Annotated in this window: 22 protein-coding genes, 1 pseudogene and 1 riboswitch; of the genes and pseudogenes, 12 read left to right on the top strand and 11 right to left on the bottom strand. The window is 73.8% G+C overall.

What is annotated here, in order from left to right; genetic code table 11:
- Positions 1–3: 3 nt before the first annotated feature.
- Positions 4–873 (bottom strand): hypothetical protein, encoded by an 870-nt coding sequence (locus tag Ae150APs1_RS14310; protein WP_010241147.1) that lies wholly within the window; start codon positions 871–873, stop codon positions 4–6.
- Between the two features lie 215 nt (positions 874–1,088).
- Between Ae150APs1_RS14310 and tatA the strand changes: the two genes are divergently transcribed.
- Both tatA and Ae150APs1_RS14300 read left to right on the top strand, forming a co-directional pair.
- Complete coding sequence (gene tatA / locus Ae150APs1_RS14305; RefSeq protein ID WP_010241145.1) at positions 1,089–1,316, top strand: Sec-independent protein translocase subunit TatA; 228 nt, start codon at positions 1,089–1,091, stop codon at positions 1,314–1,316.
- Between the two features lie 7 nt (positions 1,317–1,323).
- Positions 1,324–2,064, top strand: coding sequence for an SDR family oxidoreductase (locus tag Ae150APs1_RS14300; RefSeq protein WP_075298090.1), 741 nt, complete (start codon positions 1,324–1,326; stop codon positions 2,062–2,064).
- Between the two features lie 51 nt (positions 2,065–2,115).
- On the opposite strand, the gene Ae150APs1_RS14295 is transcribed toward Ae150APs1_RS14300, so the two are convergent.
- Positions 2,116–2,415, bottom strand: a complete 300-nt coding sequence (locus Ae150APs1_RS14295; RefSeq protein ID WP_139316910.1) for a hypothetical protein — start codon at positions 2,413–2,415, stop codon at positions 2,116–2,118.
- Positions 2,416–2,741: 326 nt separating this feature from the next.
- Here Ae150APs1_RS14295 and ectA point away from each other — a divergent pair, with 326 nt between their 5' ends.
- The 4 genes from ectA to thpD all read left to right on the top strand — a co-directional run bounded on the left by ectA (position 2,742) and on the right by thpD (position 6,047).
- Entirely contained in the window at positions 2,742–3,326 is a 585-nt protein-coding gene (ectA, locus tag Ae150APs1_RS14290; RefSeq protein WP_083680129.1) for a diaminobutyrate acetyltransferase, read from the top strand.
- Complete coding sequence (ectB, locus tag Ae150APs1_RS14285; RefSeq protein ID WP_010241128.1) at positions 3,327–4,580, top strand: diaminobutyrate--2-oxoglutarate transaminase; 1,254 nt, start codon at positions 3,327–3,329, stop codon at positions 4,578–4,580.
- Between the two features lie 7 nt (positions 4,581–4,587).
- Positions 4,588–4,983: an ectoine synthase gene (locus Ae150APs1_RS14280; RefSeq protein WP_010241127.1), complete on the top strand. Its 396-nt coding sequence runs from the start codon at positions 4,588–4,590 to the stop codon at positions 4,981–4,983.
- Between the two features lie 137 nt (positions 4,984–5,120).
- The gene (gene thpD, locus Ae150APs1_RS14275) at positions 5,121–6,047 is read left to right on the top strand and encodes an ectoine hydroxylase (RefSeq protein ID WP_075298086.1); all 927 of its coding nucleotides are present in this window, start codon (positions 5,121–5,123) and stop codon (positions 6,045–6,047) included.
- A gap of 99 nt (positions 6,048–6,146) precedes the next feature.
- Here the strand turns inward: thpD and Ae150APs1_RS14270 are convergent, their stop codons facing one another.
- Positions 6,147–6,938: an SGNH/GDSL hydrolase family protein gene (locus Ae150APs1_RS14270; protein WP_029239950.1), complete on the bottom strand. Its 792-nt coding sequence runs from the start codon at positions 6,936–6,938 to the stop codon at positions 6,147–6,149.
- A 153-nt stretch (positions 6,939–7,091) separates the two neighbouring features.
- Here Ae150APs1_RS14270 and Ae150APs1_RS14265 point away from each other — a divergent pair, with 153 nt between their 5' ends.
- Positions 7,092–7,787 carry a DUF3159 domain-containing protein gene (locus tag Ae150APs1_RS14265; protein WP_075298084.1) on the top strand — a complete coding sequence of 232 codons (696 nt, stop codon included), beginning with the start codon at positions 7,092–7,094 and terminating at the stop codon, positions 7,785–7,787.
- 132 nt (positions 7,788–7,919) lie between these two features.
- Complete coding sequence (locus Ae150APs1_RS14260; protein WP_075298082.1) at positions 7,920–9,176, top strand: hypothetical protein; 1,257 nt, start codon at positions 7,920–7,922, stop codon at positions 9,174–9,176.
- 70 nt (positions 9,177–9,246) lie between these two features.
- Here the strand turns inward: Ae150APs1_RS14260 and thiE are convergent, their stop codons facing one another.
- A complete protein-coding gene (gene thiE / locus Ae150APs1_RS14255; RefSeq protein ID WP_075298080.1) occupies positions 9,247–9,930 on the bottom strand; it encodes a thiamine phosphate synthase in 684 nt (227 codons plus the stop codon).
- A gap of 31 nt (positions 9,931–9,961) precedes the next feature.
- Positions 9,962–10,069, top strand: a riboswitch (TPP riboswitch).
- Between thiE and thiO the strand changes: the two genes are divergently transcribed.
- The 3 genes from thiO (at position 10,068) to Ae150APs1_RS14240 (ending at position 12,168) form a co-directional block, all read left to right on the top strand.
- Entirely contained in the window at positions 10,068–11,216 is a 1,149-nt protein-coding gene (gene thiO, locus Ae150APs1_RS14250) for a glycine oxidase ThiO (protein ID WP_075298078.1), read from the top strand. Its footprint overlaps the riboswitch before it by 2 nt.
- A 2-nt stretch (positions 11,217–11,218) precedes the next feature.
- Positions 11,219–11,419 carry a sulfur carrier protein ThiS gene (thiS, locus tag Ae150APs1_RS14245; RefSeq protein WP_010226766.1) on the top strand — a complete coding sequence of 67 codons (201 nt, stop codon included), beginning with the start codon at positions 11,219–11,221 and terminating at the stop codon, positions 11,417–11,419.
- Between the two features lie 2 nt (positions 11,420–11,421).
- Positions 11,422–12,168 carry a thiazole synthase gene (locus Ae150APs1_RS14240; RefSeq protein WP_010226767.1) on the top strand — a complete coding sequence of 249 codons (747 nt, stop codon included), beginning with the start codon at positions 11,422–11,424 and terminating at the stop codon, positions 12,166–12,168.
- Between the two features lie 24 nt (positions 12,169–12,192).
- Here Ae150APs1_RS14240 and Ae150APs1_RS14235 read toward each other — a convergent pair whose 3' ends face one another.
- Complete coding sequence (locus Ae150APs1_RS14235) at positions 12,193–12,795, bottom strand: hypothetical protein (RefSeq protein ID WP_075298076.1); 603 nt, start codon at positions 12,793–12,795, stop codon at positions 12,193–12,195.
- Between the two features lie 64 nt (positions 12,796–12,859).
- Between Ae150APs1_RS14235 and Ae150APs1_RS14230 the strand changes: the two genes are divergently transcribed.
- On the top strand, positions 12,860–13,672 hold the full coding sequence (locus tag Ae150APs1_RS14230) for a class I SAM-dependent methyltransferase (RefSeq protein WP_029240038.1): 813 nt from the start codon (positions 12,860–12,862) through the stop codon (positions 13,670–13,672).
- A gap of 18 nt (positions 13,673–13,690) precedes the next feature.
- On the opposite strand, the gene Ae150APs1_RS14225 is transcribed toward Ae150APs1_RS14230, so the two are convergent.
- From Ae150APs1_RS14225 to Ae150APs1_RS14205, 6 genes and pseudogenes are all read right to left on the bottom strand, one after another.
- Positions 13,691–14,401, bottom strand: coding sequence for a response regulator transcription factor (locus tag Ae150APs1_RS14225; protein ID WP_010242367.1), 711 nt, complete (start codon positions 14,399–14,401; stop codon positions 13,691–13,693).
- On the bottom strand, positions 14,398–15,780 hold the full coding sequence (locus tag Ae150APs1_RS14220; RefSeq protein WP_083680128.1) for a histidine kinase: 1,383 nt from the start codon (positions 15,778–15,780) through the stop codon (positions 14,398–14,400). Before Ae150APs1_RS14220 ends, Ae150APs1_RS14225 begins: the two co-directional genes overlap by 4 nt.
- Before the next feature lie 10 nt (positions 15,781–15,790).
- Entirely contained in the window at positions 15,791–15,979 is a 189-nt protein-coding gene (locus tag Ae150APs1_RS34645; RefSeq protein WP_349289883.1) for an iron-containing alcohol dehydrogenase, read from the bottom strand.
- A 98-nt stretch (positions 15,980–16,077) separates the two neighbouring features.
- Positions 16,078–16,974 (bottom strand): annotated as a pseudogene (locus tag Ae150APs1_RS14215) (iron-containing alcohol dehydrogenase); the annotation flags it as partial.
- A 268-nt stretch (positions 16,975–17,242) separates the two neighbouring features.
- Entirely contained in the window at positions 17,243–18,358 is a 1,116-nt protein-coding gene (locus Ae150APs1_RS14210; protein ID WP_075298074.1) for an XdhC family protein, read from the bottom strand.
- Complete coding sequence (locus Ae150APs1_RS14205; RefSeq protein ID WP_010242375.1) at positions 18,351–19,481, bottom strand: VWA domain-containing protein; 1,131 nt, start codon at positions 19,479–19,481, stop codon at positions 18,351–18,353. Before Ae150APs1_RS14205 ends, Ae150APs1_RS14210 begins: the two co-directional genes overlap by 8 nt.
- Position 19,482: the final 1 nt, after the last annotated feature.

The following is a 19,482-nucleotide window of genomic DNA, read 5'->3' as shown; positions in this document are numbered from 1 at the left end:
CCTTCAGTCCATCAGCCCGTCGACGCGCACGCTTCGCTGCCCCCCGTGTTCGGGCAGTGTCCGGCCGAACAGCTGCCGGGTCCGCACGGCGCTGCCGACCACCCCCGGCCGCGCGCTGTAGGAGAAGATCGCCGTGTGGCGTGCGGTGCCGCCCCGCACCTCGGTGACCCGGTGCAGCGAGTAGCGGCCCCGGAACAGCTGCAGGTCCCCGGCGCGCAGCTCCAGCCGGCGGACGCGGTCACCGCCGTCACCCGCGAGCACCGCGGCCACGTCGGCGGTGTTCTCCGCGCCGTCGGACCGGATGTCCGGGCAGTACTCGAACACCCCGCCGGCCTCCGGCGCCCGGGTGAGCAGGCTGATCGCGATCTCGTTGGTGTCGAAGTGCCAGGGGTGCGACCGGCCCTCGCCGACGACGTTGAGGCAGAGCCCGGCCAGCGGGTCGGCCAGCTCGTGCAGCTCCGGGACGCCCACGCAGGCGGCCAGGAAGGCCCGGAACGCCGGCACCGGGTAGAGCCGGTGGATCACCTGGTCGTCCGGGATCCGGTCCCGTGCGACGAAGGCGTTCCCGCGCTCCAGCGGGACCCGGGCCGGGTGCTCGGCGGGCAGGTCCGGATCGGGCTCGGTGTTGTAGACGTTCACGACCTGGGACTCGTGGTGCGCCCGCGGGGCGATCTCCTCGCCCTCGCGGCGCAGCCGGTCCCGCCAGGCCGCCCGGACGAACCCGGGCAGGACCGCGCAGCCGTCCGCGGCGAGGTGGTCCCGCGCGGTCCGCACGGCGGCGTCCCAGCCGTCGGATCCGGGTTCGTGCAGCGGGTACCGGTCGAGATCGACCGGTTCGAGGGCCTGCGGGACGGCGAGTACCGACGGCTGCACGGATCAGCTCCTTCGCGCCGGGCGGCACCGGCGCCGCCCTCGATGACCGTGTCGATTCCTGCCGATCCAAACCGGGACCGGGGGCCGGTGTCCACGGATGGTGACCGAACGGTCAGTCCCGGTCACCCGTTCCCGCCGCGGAACTCCGGGCCGTGTCGGTCGTTGACCATGACGGGTGTCCGGACGGGCGCCCGATCGCGAGCGAGGAGGCGGCGATGGGTGCACTCAGCCCCACCCACTGGTTGATCGTGCTGGCTGTGCTGGTGCTGCTGTTCGGTGCCAAGAAGCTCCCGGAGATGGCCCGGTCGGTGGGCCGGTCGTCCCGGATCCTGAAGAGCGAGATGCGCGAGCTGCGGGCCGACGAGCCGGCCGACGGCAGCGGCCGGGCGGCCGCCGACCTCGAGAGCGGGAGCGCGACGCCGACCGGCGAGACCCGCGGCTGAGCCCCCGATGACGGTGCTCGTCACCGGCGCCAGCCGTGGCGTCGGTGCCGCCACCGCCCGTCTGCTGGCCGGGCGCGGCCACGACGTGCTGGTCGGGCACCGGTCGTCCCCGGAGGACGCGGCGGCGGTGGTCGCCGACTGCCGCGCCGCGGGCGTGGAGGCGCGAGCCGTCGCCGCGGACGTCACCCGCACCGAGGGCGTCGAGCGGCTGTTCGACGAGGCAGCCGGCATGCCCACCCGGCTGACCGGGGTCGTCGTGAACGCCGGTGGTGCGCCGTCCCGGCAGCGCCTGGAGGACATGAGCGACGCGCGCATCGACGGCGTCCTCGCGCTCAACCTGCGTGCCCCGCTGCTCTGCTCGCGGGAGGCGGTGCACCGCATGTCCACCCGCTACGGCGGGCACGGCGGTGTGCTGGTGCACGTGACGTCCCGGGCGGCGGTGCTCGGCTCCCCGGACGAGTGGAACGACTACGCCGCGGCGAAGGCCGGCGTCGAGTCGCTGGTGGTGGGCCTGGCGAAGGAGGTCGCGGCGGACGGCGTCCGGGTCCCCGCGGTGCGGCCGGGCCTGCTCGACACCGACTTCCACGCCCGGGCCGGCGAGCCCGGCCGGGTGGACCGGATGGCGCCGCAGATCCCGATGGGGCGGGCCGGGCGGCCGGAGGAGGTCGCGACGGCGATCGCGTGGCTGCTCTCGGACGAGGCCGGCTACGTCACCGGTGCGGTGCTCGACGTCAGCGGCGGACGCTGAGGGGACCACGCCCGGGCGGGGGACCCGGGCGTGAGGTCAGGGAGCGGACCGTCAGGAGGTCCGGACCGTGCGCCCGGTCCAGGTGCGCCGCCGCTGCGGCCGCCGGCCGGCGTCGGTCGCCTCGGCGCAGAGCAGGCAACCCGACCCGGGCGGTGAGGCCAGCGAGGCTGGGAGCACGACGTGCCCGCAGACGGCCGTGCACTGCCCCGAGTCCGCGGTCAGGGAGTCGGTCAGCACCGCGTGCGGGACCACGTGACTGTGCCCGTCGCGGGCGCACGTGACGGTGACGCCCGGCTCGGCGGCCGGCGTCGACGACGGCACCGGTCGTGTACTGACGGGTGGTACCGGCACGGTGGCTCCTCCGGGCGTCGTTCGGCGGAGATCCCATCCTCGCCCCGCAGCCGTGCAGATGCAAGTGCATCCGCACGAACGGCCGAATGCGACGGGACTTCGTCGCGGAGCGTGGCGAGCGCCACGGGAGTGCCCGGATCGGCCGGTGACGGCCGTGTCCCGGACGCGGGCCGGGAGCCCCGGATCCGGCCTCCTCGCTGGGCGGACACCCGTTCCGGCGGCCGTACGGGACAGTGTGACGCCGGTCATGCGGCGGTGCGCCGGAGGCCGCCCGCGTACCCGTCAGAACCTGCATCCGGCCCGCCGGACCGTTAATCTCGTTCGACATGATCGCTCCCGAGCAGGCCGAGCCTCGGGCGTCCGCGTCGTCGTCCGGGAACGAGACGACCGCCGACGCCGAGGGTGACCATTCGTACGAGATCGTGGCACCGGTCGCGGCCGACGGGGTCGACATGGCGCGGCTCGCCGTCGAGTCGCAGACGCTGGACGCCAACTCCCGCTACGCCTACGTGCTCTGGTGCCACGACTTCGCGCGTACCTCGGTGATCGCCCGCCGGGACGACGGCCGCGCCGTCGGCTACGTCACCGGCTACCTGCGCCCGCAGGCCCCCACCACCCTGTTCATCTGGCAGGTGTGCGTGGACCCGGTCGCGCGCGGGGCCGGTCTCGCGGGCCGCATGCTCGGCGCGGTCTGGGACCAGGCGTTCGACGCCGCGGGGGTGGACCGGATGGACACGACCATCACCCCGGACAACGAGTCGTCCATCCGGCTGTTCAGCTCCTTCGCCAGACGACACGGAACGTCGATCGAGCGGGAGGACCTCTTCGGTCCGGACCTGCTCGGCGACGAGCACGAGCCGGAGCACCTCTACCGCATCGGCCCGATCGCAGCAGACAAAGGTGGCAAGTAAATGACCGTTTTCGAGGATCTCGAGTCCCAGGTCCGGAGCTACTGCCGTAACTGGCCGGTCGTCTTCGACACGGCCAAGGGCAGCCGGCTCACCGACGTCGACGGGAACTCCTACCTCGACTTCTTCGGCGGCGCCGGTGCGCTCAACTACGGGCACAACCCCGAGGCACTGAAGAAGCCGCTGCTCGACTACCTCGCGAGCGACGGCATCACCCACGGTCTGGACATGTACACCCGGGCCAAGGGCGAGTTCCTGAACACCTTCCAGGACGTCGTCCTCGCCCCGCGCGGGCTGGAGTACAAGGTCCAGTTCCCCGGGCCGACGGGCGCCAACGCCGTGGAGTCCGCGCTGAAGCTGGCGCGCAAGATCTCCGGCAGGGAAGCGCTCATCAACTTCACCAACGCGTTCCACGGCATGACGCTGGGCGCGCTGTCGGTGACGGGCAACTCGATGAAGCGCGGTGGCGCCGGCATCCCGCTGGTCCACTCGACGCCGATGCCGTTCGACAACTACTTCGACGGCAAGATGCCCGACTTCCTGTGGTTCGAGAAGGTCCTCGACGACACCGGGTCCAGCCTCAACGAGCCGGCCGCCGTGATCGTCGAGACCGTGCAGGGCGAGGGCGGGCTCAACCCGGCGCGCATCGAGTGGCTGCAGGGTCTGCGCGACCTGTGCACCCGCAAGGGCATCCTGATGATCGTCGACGACGTGCAGATGGGCTGTGGCCGGACCGGCCCGTTCTTCTCCTTCGAGATCGCGGGCATCCAGCCCGACATCGTCACCATCTCGAAGTCCATCTCCGGCTACGGCCTGCCGATGGCGCTCGTGCTGATCAAGCCCGAGTACGACCAGTGGGGCCCCGGCGAGCACAACGGCACCTTCCGCGGCAACAACCCCGCCTTCGTGACGGCCACCCACACCCTGCGGAACTGGTGGACCGACGACACGCTCGAGAAGGACACGATCCGCAAGGGCCAGAAGATCGAAGAGGGCTTCAACAAGATCATCGGCGACAACCGGGGCACTGAGATGTTCGCCAAGGGCCGCGGCCTGGCGCGCGGTATCCAGTTCGAGGAGGAGGGCCTGGCGGAGAAGATCGCCGGGAAGGCCTTCGAGCACCGGCTGCTGCTGGAGACCGCGGGCCCGAACGACGAGGTCCTCAAGCTGCTGCCGCCCCTGACCACCACCGACGACGAGATCGACGAGGGTCTTGGGATCATCGGCGAGTCCGTCCGAACCGTCATCGGGAGCTGATAGTCACATGATCGTCCGTACGTTGAACGAGATCACCGACACCGAGCGCGACGTCAAGTCCGAGAACGGGCAGTGGCGCAGCAAGCGCATCGTGCTGGCCAACGACAAGGTGGGGTTCTCGGTCCACGAGACCACCCTCGAGGCCGGGACGATCAACGACTTCTGGTACGCCAACCACATCGAGGCCGTCTTCATCACCCAGGGTGAGGGCGAGCTCTACGACAAGGACAACGACGTCACGTACCAGCTGGCGCCGGGCTCGATCTACGTGCTGAGCGGGAACGAGAAGCACCAGCTCCGCCCGAAGACCCAGATCAAGTGCGTCTGCGTCTTCAACCCGCCGGTCACCGGCCGGGAGGTCCACGACGAGAACGGCGTGTACCCGCTGGTCGTCGAGGACTGAGGCACCGCCGGGCGACCGGCGCAGGCCGATCCACCACGAGGGACGTTTCCGCTGTACGACAGCGGGAACGTCCCTCGTGGTCTAGATACAGGCCGCACCCGTGGAAAGGACGAGCAACACCGCAAGGAGGAACGCCCGTGACTGCTGTTGCCGGGAGTACCCACCTCGACCAGCTCACCGGGACCGGGGACCGCTACCCCACCCGGGTGTCGAACACCCCCGCGTTCATCGACCGTGCCGAGCCGACCGTGTGGGGCGACCACGCGGGTGCCGGGATGTTCGGGGCACAGGAGCTCGGCGCGCACGAGCGCGACGGCTTCACGCAGGTCCCGGGCCTGCTCACCGCCGACGAGATCGCCGAGTACCAGGCGGAGCTCGACCGGCTCGCGAACGACCCCTCGGTGCGCGCCGACGAGCGGTGCGTGATCGAGAAGTCGTCCGACGAGGTCCGTTCGATCTTCGAGGTGCACCGCATCTCCGAGGCGATCGGCCGGCTGGTCCGTGACGAGCGCGTGCTGTCCCGCGCGCGCCAGATCCTCGGCTCCGACGTGTACGTGCACCAGAGCCGGATCAACTACAAGCCCGGCCTCGGCGGCGGAGGCTTCTACTGGCGCTCCGACTTCGAGACCTGGCACGCCGAGGACGGCATGCCCGGCCCGCGCGCGGTCAGCTGCTCGATCTCGCTGACCGACAACCACGCGTTCAACGGCTGCCTGATGATCATGCCGGGATCGCACCGGACGTTCGTGTCCTGCGTCGGTGAGACGCCGGAGGACAACCACCTCTCGTCGCTCAAGGAGCAGGAGATCGGTACGCCGGCCGCCGGCTCGATCTCGAAGCTGTCCGACCGGCACGGCATCGCGATGATGACCGGTGACGCCGGAGGGGCGACCTTCTTCGACTCCAACTGCATGCACGGCTCCGGGGACAACATCACCCCGTACCCGCGCTCGAACATCTTCCTGGTGTTCAACAGCGTCGAGAACACCTGCGTGGAGCCCTTCTCCGCTCCGAACCCGCGGCCCGGGCACATCGGCGCGCGCGACTTCACCCCGGTGCGCTGACCCGGGTCACGCACCCGCGCTTACCACCACAAGCTTCTCGTTGACGGCGGCGCCCGTCCCGCGATCCGGGGCGGGCGCCGGCGCCGTTCCGGGCCGGCCTCAGACGCCGTGCGGGCTGCCGGTCCCGGGCAGCGGCCCGAGGGTCGGCCGCTTCGGCAGGTAGCCGTCGCCGATCCGCTCGCCGCGCAGGCGCCTGCGGACCCACGGCATCACGTGGTGGGTGAGCCAGTGCAGGTCCTCGGCCTGCCGGGCCCGCCACGGCACCGGTGCGCCCTCGGGCTCGGGCCACGGGGCACGCCAGTCGGCCCCGACCGGTTCGCCCAGCGCCTCCAGCATCCGCCAGGCCACCCGCTCGTGCGCGTGCGGCACCAGGTGCAGCCGGTCCGGGCCCCACGCCCGCGGGTCGGCCAGCACGTCCATCGCCCAGAGGTCGACGACCCGGCAGCCGTGCCGCTCGGCCGAGGCCCGCATCAGCTCGTTGTAGCAGGCGATCCGGCCGCGCAGCCTGCGGATGAAGGGGTGCATCCGGCGCAGGTCGAACCCGGTGAAGATCAGCACCTCGGCGCCGGTCGCGACCAGCCGGGCCAGCGCGGCGTCGAACCGGGCGGCGAGGTCGTCGGTGTCGCAGCTCCAGCCGATGATGTCGTTGCCGCCGGCGCAGAAGGTGATCAGATCGGGGCGCAGCTGCTCGGCGACGGGGATCTGCTCGGCGACGATCTCGTCGAGGACCTTCCCGCGGACGGCGAGATTGGCGTACCCGAAGCCCGGGTACCGGGCCGCGAGCGTCTCGGCGACCCGGTCGGCCCAGCCGCGTGGCGAGCCGTCCTCGGTGAGGTCGTCGAGCCCCTCGGTGAAGCTGTCGCCGATCGCGACGTAGCTCCGGTGCCGCATGTGCACCGCCCCCCTTCGGCCTGGTCCGTGCGTGCTCCCTGCCCGTTGTTCAGCGGACGGACGTCCCGCGTTACTCCGATGATCACCCTTTCCGGTGGTGCGCGCCAACCCGTTCCGTCGACCGCCGGGGCTTGGTAGGGCACCCTTACCGTTGTGACGCACGATCCCGCCCCTCGCTCCGCCTCCCGTCAGGACCCGGGGCTGGCCGAGCTGCTCGGCGGCCGGGCCGGCGCCGTCGACGCCTCGGTGCCGGTGGTCGCCTTCGTCCTGGCGTGGCTGGTGGCGGGCTGGGCCGGGTCGGCGTTCCCGATCAACTGGGGTGCCGGGGCCGCGGTCGTGGCGGGTGCCGGGACGGCGCTGTGGCGGCTGCGGCAGGGCCGCAAGCCGCGTGCGGTGCTGTTCGGGCTGGCCGGCGTCGTCCTCGCGGCCGGGATCGCGCTGGCGACCGGTCGGGCGTCGGACTTCTTCCTGGTCCAGATCGTGTCGAACGCGGGCAGCGCGCTGGCCTGGGCGATCTCGACCGTCGTGCGCTGGCCGCTGCTCGGGGTGATCGTCGGCGGGCTGCTGGGGCAGCGGACCCGCTGGCGGCGTGACCCGGACCTGCTCCGTGGCTACCAGCGGGCGTCGTGGGCGTGGGTGTTCCAGTACGTCGTGCGGCTGGCCGTGTTCCTGCCGCTGTGGGCGGCCGACCAGGTCCTGCTGCTGGGGCTCGCCCGGACGATCGTGAGCCCCGTCCTCGTCGGACTGAGCGTGCTCGTGTCGTGGCCGTTGCTGCGTACGGCGCTGCCACGCGATCACCCGGGCATCCGTCACCCCCGGGTGACGGGTGCTGACCCGGGGTCACGCTAGAATCGTGATCTTACCGTGACTTTCACGCCGTCGTGTGAAGGTCCGCACATCTGGTGATCGTCCGGTGCGTTCCGTCGTGCCCGGACGTTCTCACCCGTGGAGCTCGCCCCGCCGACGATCGTGCAAGGAGCCATGCCTCACCAGCGCCCCCCGGAGCCCGGCTCCGGTGACGCCCCCCGTGGCGCCGCCGGCCCGTCCCGCCCCGCACCCCAGTACCCGTCCGGACGTCCCGTCGCGGCACCCGACTCGCCCCGCGTCCCGCACCAGCAGCGGCGCACGGCGCCGTCCCGCCCGCCGCACGGCGGGCCGCCCGGTGCACCCCCGGCCGGCGGCCCGCGGCCGACCCGTGTGGTCCCCGGGCCCGGTGCCCCGGCCGGCACACCGCCCGGCGGGCACCCGCGTACCCGCGCGCTGCCCCCCGACGGCCCCGGTGACCTGCGGGCCGCGAGCGGGCCGGGCGGCCCGAACGGTCCGGTCGGCGGCGGTCCGGGCGGTGGCGGCCCGGGTGGCGGCTCCGGCGGTTCCGGCGACCGCGGTGGCTCCCCCGACCAGACGGCGACGCTGAAGGCGGACCTGAGCCCGACGAAGATCGCCGCCGGCGCGGGGGCCGCGATCGTCACGGCGATCCTCGGGTCGTTCCTCGGTGCGATCGGGACGGTCCTGGGTGCGGCGCTCGGCTCGATCATCTCGACGCTCGCGACGACCCTGTTCACCCGCTCGCTCGAGGTGAGCCGGGACAAGGCCATCGAGATCAAGAACAAGGCGGCCGCCAAGAAAGGCAAGGGCGTCGCCGAGGGCACGGTCGTGGCGGCGGGTCAGTCGTCCGGGCGCGGGGTCGCCGGCCCCACCGGCGAGGAGACCGTGCTGCTCGACCCGTCGCAGGCGCCGGCCCAGCCGTCGCGCTCCGCGGGGCACGGGCGCTGGCGCCGGGTCCGTCTCACCCGGCGGACGGTGATCGTCTCCGCGGTGCTCGGGGTCCTGACCTTCGCGGTGTCGATGTTCCTGATCACTGGGATCGAGGTCGTGAAGGGATCGTCGCTGGCGGGCAACAGCTCCAGCACCTCGGTCGGGAGCGTGGTGACCGGCCCCGCCCCGGCACCGGAGACCGACGACGGCAGTGGCTCCACCGACTCGTCGGACTCGGCGACGAGCACGTCGGAGTCCGCGACGAGCACCTCGGAGTCGTCGAGCAGCACCAGCAGCACCGAGTCGTCGCAGGACGAGCAGGGCGGCACGGAGCAGCAGGACGGCTCGGGCAGCAGCGGGAACCCGCTGCAGGACGGGCTCAGCCGGGTGCTGCCGACCCAGCAGCCCGACTCCGGGTCGGGCGGGTCCGACCGGTCCGGACAGTCCGGTCAGGGCAGCGGGGGCGCGGCTCCGTCCAACTGAGCCGCTCCGGCACCGCAGCGCACGGCCCCGGTGGGCGATCGGCCCATCGGGGCCGCCGTACGTCCGGGGCTCAGCGGGGCAGCCGGGCCCGCAGCCGGGCCGCGGCGGCGCGCGGGTCGTCGGCCTGCGTGATCGCCCGGACGACGACGATCCGGTCCGCCCCAGCGTCGAGCACCGCGTCGAGCCGCTCCTCGTCGATCCCGCCGATCGCGAACCAGGGCCGTGCCGGGGCACGGCCCGCGACCTCGCGGACCAGGTCGAGGCCGGGTGCCGGCCGTCCGGGCTTCGTGGGGGTCGGCCAGCACGGGCCCGCGCAGAAGTAGTCCACGCCGTCCTCACCGGCCGCGGCGAGCGTCTCGTCCGCGCTGTGCGAGGAGCGGCCGACGAGCACGTCGTCGCCGACGACGCGGCGGGCCCAGTGCACGGGCAGGTCGTCCTGCCCCAGGTGCAGCACGTCGGCGCCGGCGGCCAGCGCGACGTCGGCCCGGTCGTTCACGGCGAGCAGCGCGCCGTGCCGGCGGTAGGCGTCGGCGAGCACCTCCAGGGCGGCGAGCTCCGCCCGGGCCTCCAGCGGGCCGTCGTCGCCGCCCTTGTCCCGGAGCTGGACGACGTCGACCCCGCCGGCGAGGGCGGCGTCGGCGAACTCGGCCAGGTCGCCGCGCTCGGTGCGGGCGTCGGTGCACAGGTACAGCCGCGCGTCCTGCAGGCGGGCGAGCCGCCGGGCGCGGGGATCGGTGTCGGACACGGACCGCACGCTACGGCGTAGCCTGGGGACTCGTACGACCGAGAACCACGGGAGCCCGGCGATCGGGCTGAGAGGGGACCAGGCGCGGTCCCGACCGTCGAACCTGATCCGGGTCATGCCGGCGCAGGGAGCGAGGTGGCAGATCCATGACCGTCCGACTGGCCGTCGCGGGTGCCGGGGCGATCGGGCTCGCGGTGGCCCGCGAGGCCGCGCGCGCCGGTCACCGCGTCACCGTGTTCGACCCGGCCCCGGCCTCCGGGGCGTCCTGGGTGGCCGGGGGGATGCTGGCCCCCGTCACCGAGGCGTGGCCCGGCGAGGAGGACCTGCTGGAGCTGGGGCTGGACTCGGTCGCCCGCTGGCCCGGCTTCGCCGCCGAGCTGTCCGCCGACGCGGGCGCCGACGCCGGGCTGCACCCGGAGGGCACCGTCGTGGTGGCGACCGGCTCCGGTGACCGCGACGAGCTGCACGCCCTCGCCGGTCACCTCGACTCGCTCGGCAGGCCGGTGCAGCGGCTGACCGGGCGCGAGCTGCGCCGGCTCGAACCGGCGATCGGCCCGGACGTCCGGGGCGGCCTCTCGGTGCCGGGGGACCCCTCGGTGGACAACCGGCTGCTGCTGGCGGCGCTGCGCGCCGCGTGCGAGCGCGGCGGGGTGCGGATCGACGAGCGCGCGGTGGAGTCCGTGCGCGACGACGGCACCGCCGTGACCGGGGTCCGGCTCACCGACGGGACCGAGGTCGGGGCGGACGTCGTCGTGGTCGCGGCGGGCGCGCACTCGTCGTCGCTGCACCCGTCGCTGGCGGGCCTGGTCCGCCCGGTCAAGGGCGAGATCCTGCGGCTCACCCGCCGGTCCGGGGCGCTGCCGCCGCCGTCCCGGACGGTGCGGGCACTCGTCGACGGACGTCCGGTGTACGCCGTGCCGCGCGTGGTACCCGGTCACGGGGACCTGGTGATCGGCGCGACGACGTCGGAGAACGGGTTCGACACGGCCGTCACCGTCGGCGGGGTCCGAGACCTGCTCCGCGACGCGGAGCGGATCCTGCCCGGGATCGCCGAGTACGAGCTGACCGAGACGGCGGCCGGGCTGCGCCCGGGGAGCCGGGACAACCTGCCGCTGATCGGCCGCACCGGGCCGGACGGCCTGGTCGCGGCCACCGGCCACGGCCGGAACGGCATGCTGCTCGTCCCGGTCGCGGTGGCCGCGGTGGCCGCGGTGCTGCGGGGCGACGACGTGCCCGCCGCCGCCCGCGCGGCGGACCCGCGCCGGTTCGCACCGGCCGCGGCGGAGAGGAGCTGACGATGCGCATCGTGCTGAACGGCGAGGAGCGCGAGATCGACGACGGCGCGGACCTCGTCCGCCTGCTCGCCGACGCCGGCATGCCCGAGCGGGGCATCGCCGTCGCCGTCGACGGGGAGGTGGTGCCGCGCGCCGCGCGGGCCGGGTTCGTCCCGGCCGAGGGTGCGCGGATCGAGGTGCTGACCGCCGTGCAGGGAGGATGACGATGGACAAGCTCGCGTTCGGGGACCACCTGTTCGACTCCCGGTTGATCACCGGCACCGGCGGTGCCGCCAACCTGGAGATCCTGGAGCGGGCGCTGGTCGCGTCCGGCACCGAGCTGACGACGGTGGCGCTGCGCCGCGTCGACGTCGAGGGCGGGACCGGGCTGCTGGACCTGCTGCGCAGGCTCGGGATCCGGTTGCTGCCCAACACCGCGGGGTGCCGGACCGCGGCCGAGGCGGTCCTGACGGCGCGGATGGCCCGCGAGGCGCTGGAGACCGACCTGGTGAAGCTGGAGGTCGTCGCCGACGAGCGGACCCTGCTCCCGGACCCGGTCGAGCTCCTCGACGCCGCCGAGCAGCTCGTCGACGACGGCTTCACGGTGCTGCCCTACACCAACGACGACCCGGTGCTCGCCCGCAAGCTGGAGCAGGCCGGCTGCGCGGCCGTCATGCCGCTGGGCTCGCCGATCGGCACCGGACTGGGCATCCGGAACCCGCACAACATCGAGATGATCGTCGCGGAGGCCGGTGTGCCGGTGGTGCTCGACGCGGGCATCGGCACGGCGTCCGAGGCCGCGCAGGCGATGGAGCTGGGGTGCGACGCCGTCCTGCTCGCCACCGCCGTCACCCGCGCCGCGGATCCGGAGCGGATGGCGCGGGCCATGCGGCGGGGCGTCGAGGCCGGGTGGGACGCCCGGCACGCCGGGCGGATCCCGCGCCGGTACTGGGCGCAGGCAAGCAGCCCGTGAGTGGAAAAGTCGGTCCGGGCCGCACTAACCACTCACGAGCCGGAGGCCCAACGCCTCCAGCTCCAGCCCGGCCAGCCGCCGCACGACGTCCGGGTCCCCGGCCCGCCAGGCGGCCGCCGGGTCCGGGGCGATCCGGGTCAGCCGGGCCACCGGCACGCGGGTGAGGGCGCGGACCGCGAGCAGGTCCGGTGCCGTGTGCCGGGCGGCGACCGCGGCTCCGGCCCGGCGGGCGTAGCGCAGCCGCAGCGGCAGCCAGCCGAGCAGCACCGGGAGCAGCAGCACCAGCGGGACCACGACCAGCGACCCGGTGGCGAGCGTTCCGACGGTCTCGCCGTACTGCCGTCCGGCCGAGGCCAGGTCCGCGCCCGCGCCCGAGGCCGGCTCGAACGCACGGGCGAGATCGGGACCGACGAACGGGACCGCCGACACCGCGCCGGAGACCCCGGCGAACGCGTCGGAGACCCGGCCGCCCGCCGCGACCAGCGACTCGCCGGGCCCCTCCAGGGCCCGGAGCCCGTCGTGCACCGCGACACCCGCCACCAGCGCGAGCACCACCCACAGCACTGCGACGACGTCGGCGACGACCTGTCGCGCCAGCCGGTCGGGACGTTCCGCGTACCACCGCATCGGACCTGTGTACCGGTCCCGGAATCCGATCGCCGTGCGGGTGCGCACCTGCTGGGGTGGGGGCATGGACCGATCGCTGACCGTCAACCGCGCCTCCTGGGACGACCGTGCCCCGCTGCACGCCGAGAGCCCGGACTACCGGGTCGACCAGCTGGTCGGCGATCCGGAGGCGCTCTCCGGCGTCGTCCGGTTCGACCGGGACCGGCTGGGTGACCTCACCGGCCTGCGCGTTGTGCACCTGCAGTGCCATCTCGGGACGGACACGCTGTCGCTGCACCGCCTGGGTGCCCGGGTGACCGGGCTGGACTTCTCGCCTGCGTCGCTGGAGCACGCCCGGTCGATCGCCGCCCGGGCCGGCGCCGAGATCGACTACGTCGAGGCCGACGTGCAGCGGGCCGACGAGGTGCTGCCCCGGCACGCGTTCGACGTCGTCTACACCGGGATCGGCGCGCTGTGCTGGCTGCCGAGCATCGAGCGGTGGGCCGCTGTCGTCGCGGCGCTGCTGGCGCCGGGCGGGCGGCTGCTCGTCCGGGACATGCACCCGCTGCTCGGTGCGCTCGACGAGCACGACCTGTCCCTGCGGTACCCGTACTTCGAGACGGCCGAGCCGGTCGTGTCCGAGGAGGACACGAGCTACGTGCCGACGTCGCGCCCGCTGTCCGCCACCGTCACGCACTCCTGGAACCACGGCATCGGCGAGATCGTCACCGCACTGCTGGGGCAGGGGCTGACGGTCACCGCGCTCGCCGAGCACGCCAGCGTGCCGTGGGAGGCGCTGCCGGGCCGGATGGCCGAGGGCGACGACGGCGAGTGGCGCGTCACCGGGGACGGTCCGGCCCTGCCGCTGAGCGTCACCGTGCAGGCGGTCGCGCCCTGAGCGTCTGCCGCCCGCGGTTCAGAGCAGGCCGAGCTTCGTCGCGGCGTAGACGGCCTCGGCGCGGCGGGACACCATCAGCTTGCGCATGAGGTTCCCGACGTGGAACTTCACCGTGGTCTCGGAGATGAATAGCTCGGCGCCGATGGCCCGGTTGGACAGCCCGCGCGCCAGGAGCCGCAGCACGTCCAGCTCGCGGTCGGTTAGCCGCTCGCGGTCGGGCATCCCGCCGGACAGCGAGCGCACCATCGCCGAGGCGGAGCGGGCGTCGAACGCGCTCTCGCCGCGCGACACCGCCCGGATCGCCCGCACCAGCTCGGTGGTGTCGACGTCCTTCACGACGTAGCCGCGGGCCCCGGCCTGCACCGACTCGACGACGAGGCGGTCCTCGGCGAACGTGGTCAGCACGAGCACCCCGATCCCCGGGTGGTCCGCGCAGAGCTTGCGGCACACCTCCAGGCCGTCGGTCTGCGGGCCGGACGCCAGCTTCAGGTCCAGCAGCACGACCTGCGGGCGCCCCGCCGCGACGGCGGCGAACGCCTCCGGGGCACTGCCCGCCTCGCCGACGACGCGCAGGTCGTCCTCGCGCTCCAGGACGGCGCGGAGGCCCTGGCGCATGATCGAGTGGTCGTCGACCAGCACGATCCGGATCGGACGGGTCGAGGGCAGGTCGCGCCGGGGGGTCCCACCGGCGTGTGCGGGCGCCGGCGGGGTCCGCAGTGGTCCGCTCACGAGATCTCCTTCACCGGCGTCCCGAGCGGGACGTCCACCTGGACCTGCAGGCCGCCGATCCGGGACCGGCGGAAGCGCAGGGCCCCACCCATCTCCCGGGCCCGGGCGTCCATGTTGACCAGCCCGCGGTGCTCACCGGAGGGGCCGCGGACCGACGCCGCACGCAGCGTGCGGCGGATCTGGTCGGGGGAGGCGCCGCCGTCGTCGGACACCGACAGGCGGATCCGGTCCGCCTGGTACGCCAGCCGGACCACCGCCCGCGACGCCGACGCGTGCATCGCCGTGTTGAACAACGCCTCGCCGGCGATCCGGAACAGCGACTGCTCGTGCTCGTGCTGCAGCGGGACCGGGGTGCCGCCGATGGTCACCTCGACGCGCAGCTCGTCGGGCATGTGCACGGTGGACAGCTGCCGCAGCATCGACGGCAGATCCTTGTCGCCGTGGTCGTCGTCGTTCAGGGCGTAGATCGCCGAGCGCAGCTGCTCCACCGCGCGCCGGGTGAGGTCCTTCGCGGTGTCGAGGTGCTGCAGCAGGTTCGGGTCGGCGATCTCCGAGCGGCACAGCTCGATGTGCATCCCGGCCGACAGCGCGTACTGGGTGACGCTGTCGTGCAGCTCGCGGGCGATCCGGTGCCGCTCGTTGTCGAGCACCTCGCGCTGGCGGGCCGCGCCCAGTGCCTGCTGGGTGGCCATCAGCTCGTCGTTGCGGGTCCGCAGGTCCTCGGCCTGGGCGGCGGTGCGGGCGTGCAGGGCCTCGGACCGTTCGAGCAGCGCGCAGTTCTGCAGGGCCGACGCGGTCTGGCCGGCGAGGATCCGCAGCACCGAGTGGTCGGTGTCGTCGATGTCGTGGTCCGGCGGGGTCCAGGCGGCGAACCCGCCGACGGTGCGGCCGTTCAGCCGGATCGGGACGTGCAGGTGGGAGCGTTCGTCGTTGCCGCGGTGGGCGGCGGACTCGTGGGCGATCCCGTCCCCGGACCGGAGCAGCGCGACGTGCCGGCGCACCTTGTCCGGCACCAGCCGGAGGTCCGCCCACTCGACGCCGTCCGGGCCCAGCACGACGTGCCGGGGTGTCGCGTCGGGCAGCTCGCCGTCGACCAGCCCGAGGATCACCCAGTCCGCGGAGAGGTGGTCGGCGGCGGCGTCGGCGACCGCACGGACCAGCGCCTCGGAGCCCTCCATGGTCCGCACCAGGGCCGCGGAGATCCGGTCGAGCGCGAGGATGACCCGCTTGAGCCGCTCGGCGTTGACCCGGTACTCCGGGTAGAACGACGGCTTGCCGGTCCGCAGGCCGGTCAGCTGGTCGAGGTCCGGGCGGCTCCCGAAGCCGTTGGTCGACGGCGCGGGCGTGCGGCGGCTCGGGAACCGGGCGGCGGCCGTCACCGTCGGGGCCTCAGAGTGCTTCCCGGAACAGATCCTCGATCTGCTCCACCGTTGCGGTGCGCGGGTTGGTGGTCAGGCAGGCGTCGCCGAGGGTGAGCCGGGGGAGGCGGGGCACGTCCGAGTCGCGGACCCCGATCGCCGCGAGCCCGGTGGGGACGCCGACCTCGTCGGCGAGCTTGCGGACCTCGGTCGCGACCATGTCGACGGCCTCGTCGCCGGGCATGCCGGGCCGTGCGGGCAGCCCATCGCCTGGGCGATCGGGACGAACCGCGTCGGGTCGTCGGCGCCGTTGAAGCGGATGACGTGCGGCAGCAGCACCCCGTTGATCAGCCCGTGCGGCAGGTCGAGCATCCCGCCGACCTGGTGGCTCATCGCGTGCGTGGCACCGAGGATCGCGTTGGTGAAGGCCAGCCCGGCCTCCAGCGCGGCCTGGGCCATCGCGGTGCGCGGGCCGTCGTCGGTGCGGCGGATCATCGTCGTCGGCAGGTTGGTGTGGACGAGTGCGACCGCGTGCAGCGCGTGGGTGTCGGTCAGCGGGCCGTGCGCCAGCGACACGAAGGCCTCGATGCCGTGGGTGAGCGCGTCCAGGCCGGTGGCGGCGTTCAACCAGTCCGGCATGGTCACGAGCAGCCGCGGGTCGATCACCGAGACGTCCGGGACGAGGGCCCGCCCCATGATCGTGATCTTGGTGAGTCGCTCGGTGTCGGTGATGATGCAGAACTGCGAGACGTCGGCCCCGGTGCCCGAGGTCGACGGCACCATGACCAGCGGCGGGATCGGGTTGGAGATCCGGTCGATGCCCTCGTAGTCGAGGATCGTGCCGCCGTTCGCGGCGAGCAGCGCGACCCCCTTCGCGGCGTCGATCACCGACCCGCCGCCGACGCCGATCACCACGTCGCAGCCGGAGCTCTCGTAGCGCTCGAACCCGGCCTGGATCTCGTGGTCCTTCGGGTTCGGGGTGATCTCGTTCCACAGCTGCGGACGCAGACCCGCGGCCCGCAGGTGCCGCAGCAGCTCGGCGGGCCAGCCCGCCTCGGTCACCCCCGGGTCGGTGACGACGAACGGCCTGCGGGCGCCCAGGCGGACCGCGGCGTGCGCCGTCTCCCCGAGCGAGTCGGGACCGAAGACGATCTCCGGTGCGTGGAACTTGGACAGCCGCGGCCTGCTCTCCCGTGGGCAGTCGGCCGCGCGCACGGTGTAGCCGGTCCCGGAACCGTCGCCCGGGCGTGCCTGGTCGCCGTCGAGCACCAGGACCGCGTCCCGGTGCACGGATCCGGATGATCCGGTGAGGACCACGCTGCCCTCCTCCGCTCCGTCGTGGTCGGGCCGCCGCCCGGTTCGGGACACGGCTCCGTCACGAGCGTGTGGCCCACGGTACAGCCCGCGGGCCACCCACGATCGGCAGGCGGACGAAGATCCGCTGGTCGCGGGCGGGCAGGCGGCCTCCCCGAAAGCGGAGGGCTCAGGAGGCGTGGATGGGGCCCTCCCGCTCGGCGAGCGGGATCCCCTCGCCGCCCCAGTGCTGGGCGATCATCTCCGCCGCGATCGACACCGCGGTCTCCTCCGGGGTGCGGGCACCCAGGTCGAGACCGATCGGCGACGACATCCGTCCGATCTCGGCCTCGGTGAGGCCGCGCTCGCGGAGCCGGTCGATCCGGTCGTCGTGGGTGCGGCGGGAGCCCATCGCCCCGATGTAGCCGACCTCCGGCAGCCGCAGCGCGACCTCCAGCAGGGGCACGTCGAACTTCGGGTCGTGGGTGAGCACGCACAGCGCGGTCCGCTGGTCGATCCGCCCCGCGTCGGCCTCGGCCTGCAGGTAGCGGTGCGGCCACTCGACGACGACCTCGTTCGCCCCCGGGAACCGGCTGGCGGTCGCGAAGACCGGGCGCGCGTCGCACACGGTCACCCGGGAGCCGAGGAAGCCGCCCATCCGGGCCACCGCGGCCGCGAAGTCGATCGCGCCGAACACGATCATCCGGGGCGGCGGGGCGAAGGACTCGACGAACACCTGGAGGCCCTCGCCGCGCCGCTCGCCGTGCACCCCGTAGGTCAGGGTCGCGTTGCGGCCGGAGTCGAGCAGGCCGCGGACGTCGTCGCGGACGGCGTCGTCGATCCGGTCCGAGCCCGTGCCGCCCTCCGTCCGGTCCGGCCACACGACCAGGCGCGAGCCGAGCAGCTCGGACGGGCCCGCGACGACGGTCGCGACCGCCACCGGGTCCTCGGCGCGGATCGCGTCGGCGATCCGGCCGAGCTGGTCGTAGGTCTCGGGGGTCACCTTCTCGACGAAGACGTCCAGGATCCCGCCGCAGGTGAGGCCGACGGCGAACGCGTCGTCGTCGGACACCCCGTAGCGCTGCAGCACCGGGCGCTCGTCGGACAACACCTGCTGGCCGAGCTCGTAGACGGCGCCCTCGACGCAGCCGCCCGACACCGAGCCGACGGCCTCGCCACCCGGTCCGACCAGCATCGACGCGCCGGGCTGGCGCGGAGCGGACCGGAAGGTGCCGACCACCGTGGCCAGCGCGGCCGGCTGCCCGTTCTTCCACCAGCCCTCGAGCTGGTCGATCACGTCACGCATCTCGCACCACCTTCAGCAGCTTCTCCAGCGTGTCCAGGCTGTGCCCGGCCAGCAAGTCGTCCAAGTGCGGCAGGGCCGCGACTATTCCGCCCTGGACGGGGGCGTAGCCGTCCTTGCCGGCGTGCGGGTTCACCCAGATCAGCCGGTGGGCCAGCCGGGACAGCTGCTCCACCTGCTCGCCCAGCAGTTCCGTGCCGCCGCGTTCCCAGCCGTCGGAGAAGACCACGACGACGGCGCGGCGGGCGGCCCCACGGCGCCCCCACCGGTCGACGAACGCCTTCAGCACCTCGCCGAGACGCGTTCCCCCGGACCAGTCGGGAATCGCCTTCCCGGCCGCACCGAGTGCTCTTTCCGGATCACGCAGACGCAATTCCCGGGTGATTCTCGTCAAACGCGTGCCGAGGGTGAACGCCTCCACCGAACGCGGCGAGCGTCGCACGAAGACGTGCGCGAACCGCATCAGCGCGTCGGCGTACGGCTCCATCGAGCCGGAGACGTCGATCAGCAGGACGACCTTGCGCGGGCGCCGGGACGAGTCCCGCCGCCGGATCGTGGACAGCTCGCCCTGGTTGCGCAGCGCGGTGCGCAGCGTGCGCTGCGGGTCGGCCGTGCCGCGCCGGTGCGGCCGCCGTCGCCGCGACGCCCGGGTCGGGGGCTCCGGCCGCAGCAGCGTCATCAGCCTGCGGAGGTGCTCCCGCTCGGCCGGGCTGAGCTCGCCGAGGTCGCGGCTGCGCAGCACCTCGGTGCCGGTGGCGGCGGCCTTGATCTGCGGGCCGTCGTCGTCGGTGTCGTCCTCGCCGGCACCCTCCCGGCCGGGGACGAGCGCGGCGAGCCGCGGCGGGGCGGGCGGGCGCTCGTCGCGGTTCGTGGCCCGGCGGCCCTCCGACGGCTCGAACCAGGAGGGGAAGGCCAGGTCGTAGCGGACGACGTCGTCCGGGTCGCCACACAGCGTCAACCGGCCCGCCCAGTACGCCTGCTCCCGGTCGGTGACGTCGAGGGTGTCCAGGGCCTGCAGGAACGCGGTCACCCGGTCCTGGGTCACGGGTACGCCGGCGGCACGCAGCACCTCGGTGAAGCCGACGAGTCCCGTCAGCAGCTCGTCGGTGGGGGGCGGGGCGGTCACG

Source organism: Pseudonocardia sp. Ae150A_Ps1, assembly GCF_001932315.1.
Lineage (GTDB): Bacteria > Actinomycetota > Actinomycetes > Mycobacteriales > Pseudonocardiaceae > Pseudonocardia.
This window is presented reverse-complemented; position numbering and strand designations above follow the sequence as displayed.

Bases quoted from the DNA above. Each gene is read 5' to 3' on its own strand.
- Ae150APs1_RS14300 (WP_075298090.1), top strand. From the start codon at position 1,324: ATGACGGTGCTCGTCACCGGCGCCAGCCGTGGCGTCGGTGCCGCCACC.
- Ae150APs1_RS14240 (WP_010226767.1), top strand. From the start codon at position 11,422: ATGGACAAGCTCGCGTTCGGGGACCACCTGTTCGACTCCCGGTTGATC.
- Ae150APs1_RS34645 (WP_349289883.1), bottom strand. From the start codon at position 15,979: ATGGTCGCGACCGAGGTCCGCAAGCTCGCCGACGAGGTCGGCGTCCCC.
- Ae150APs1_RS14280 (WP_010241127.1), top strand. From the start codon at position 4,588: ATGATCGTCCGTACGTTGAACGAGATCACCGACACCGAGCGCGACGTC.
- Ae150APs1_RS14260 (WP_075298082.1), top strand. From the start codon at position 7,920: ATGCCTCACCAGCGCCCCCCGGAGCCCGGCTCCGGTGACGCCCCCCGT.
- Ae150APs1_RS14270 (WP_029239950.1), bottom strand. From the start codon at position 6,938: ATGCGGCACCGGAGCTACGTCGCGATCGGCGACAGCTTCACCGAGGGG.
- Ae150APs1_RS14210 (WP_075298074.1), bottom strand. From the start codon at position 18,358: ATGCGTGACGTGATCGACCAGCTCGAGGGCTGGTGGAAGAACGGGCAG.
- Ae150APs1_RS14235 (WP_075298076.1), bottom strand. From the start codon at position 12,795: ATGCGGTGGTACGCGGAACGTCCCGACCGGCTGGCGCGACAGGTCGTC.
- tatA (WP_010241145.1), top strand. From the start codon at position 1,089: ATGGGTGCACTCAGCCCCACCCACTGGTTGATCGTGCTGGCTGTGCTG.
- thiO (WP_075298078.1), top strand. From the start codon at position 10,068: ATGACCGTCCGACTGGCCGTCGCGGGTGCCGGGGCGATCGGGCTCGCG.
- ectB (WP_010241128.1), top strand. From the start codon at position 3,327: ATGACCGTTTTCGAGGATCTCGAGTCCCAGGTCCGGAGCTACTGCCGT.
- ectA (WP_083680129.1), top strand. From the start codon at position 2,742: ATGATCGCTCCCGAGCAGGCCGAGCCTCGGGCGTCCGCGTCGTCGTCC.
- Ae150APs1_RS14230 (WP_029240038.1), top strand. From the start codon at position 12,860: ATGGACCGATCGCTGACCGTCAACCGCGCCTCCTGGGACGACCGTGCC.
- thiS (WP_010226766.1), top strand. From the start codon at position 11,219: ATGCGCATCGTGCTGAACGGCGAGGAGCGCGAGATCGACGACGGCGCG.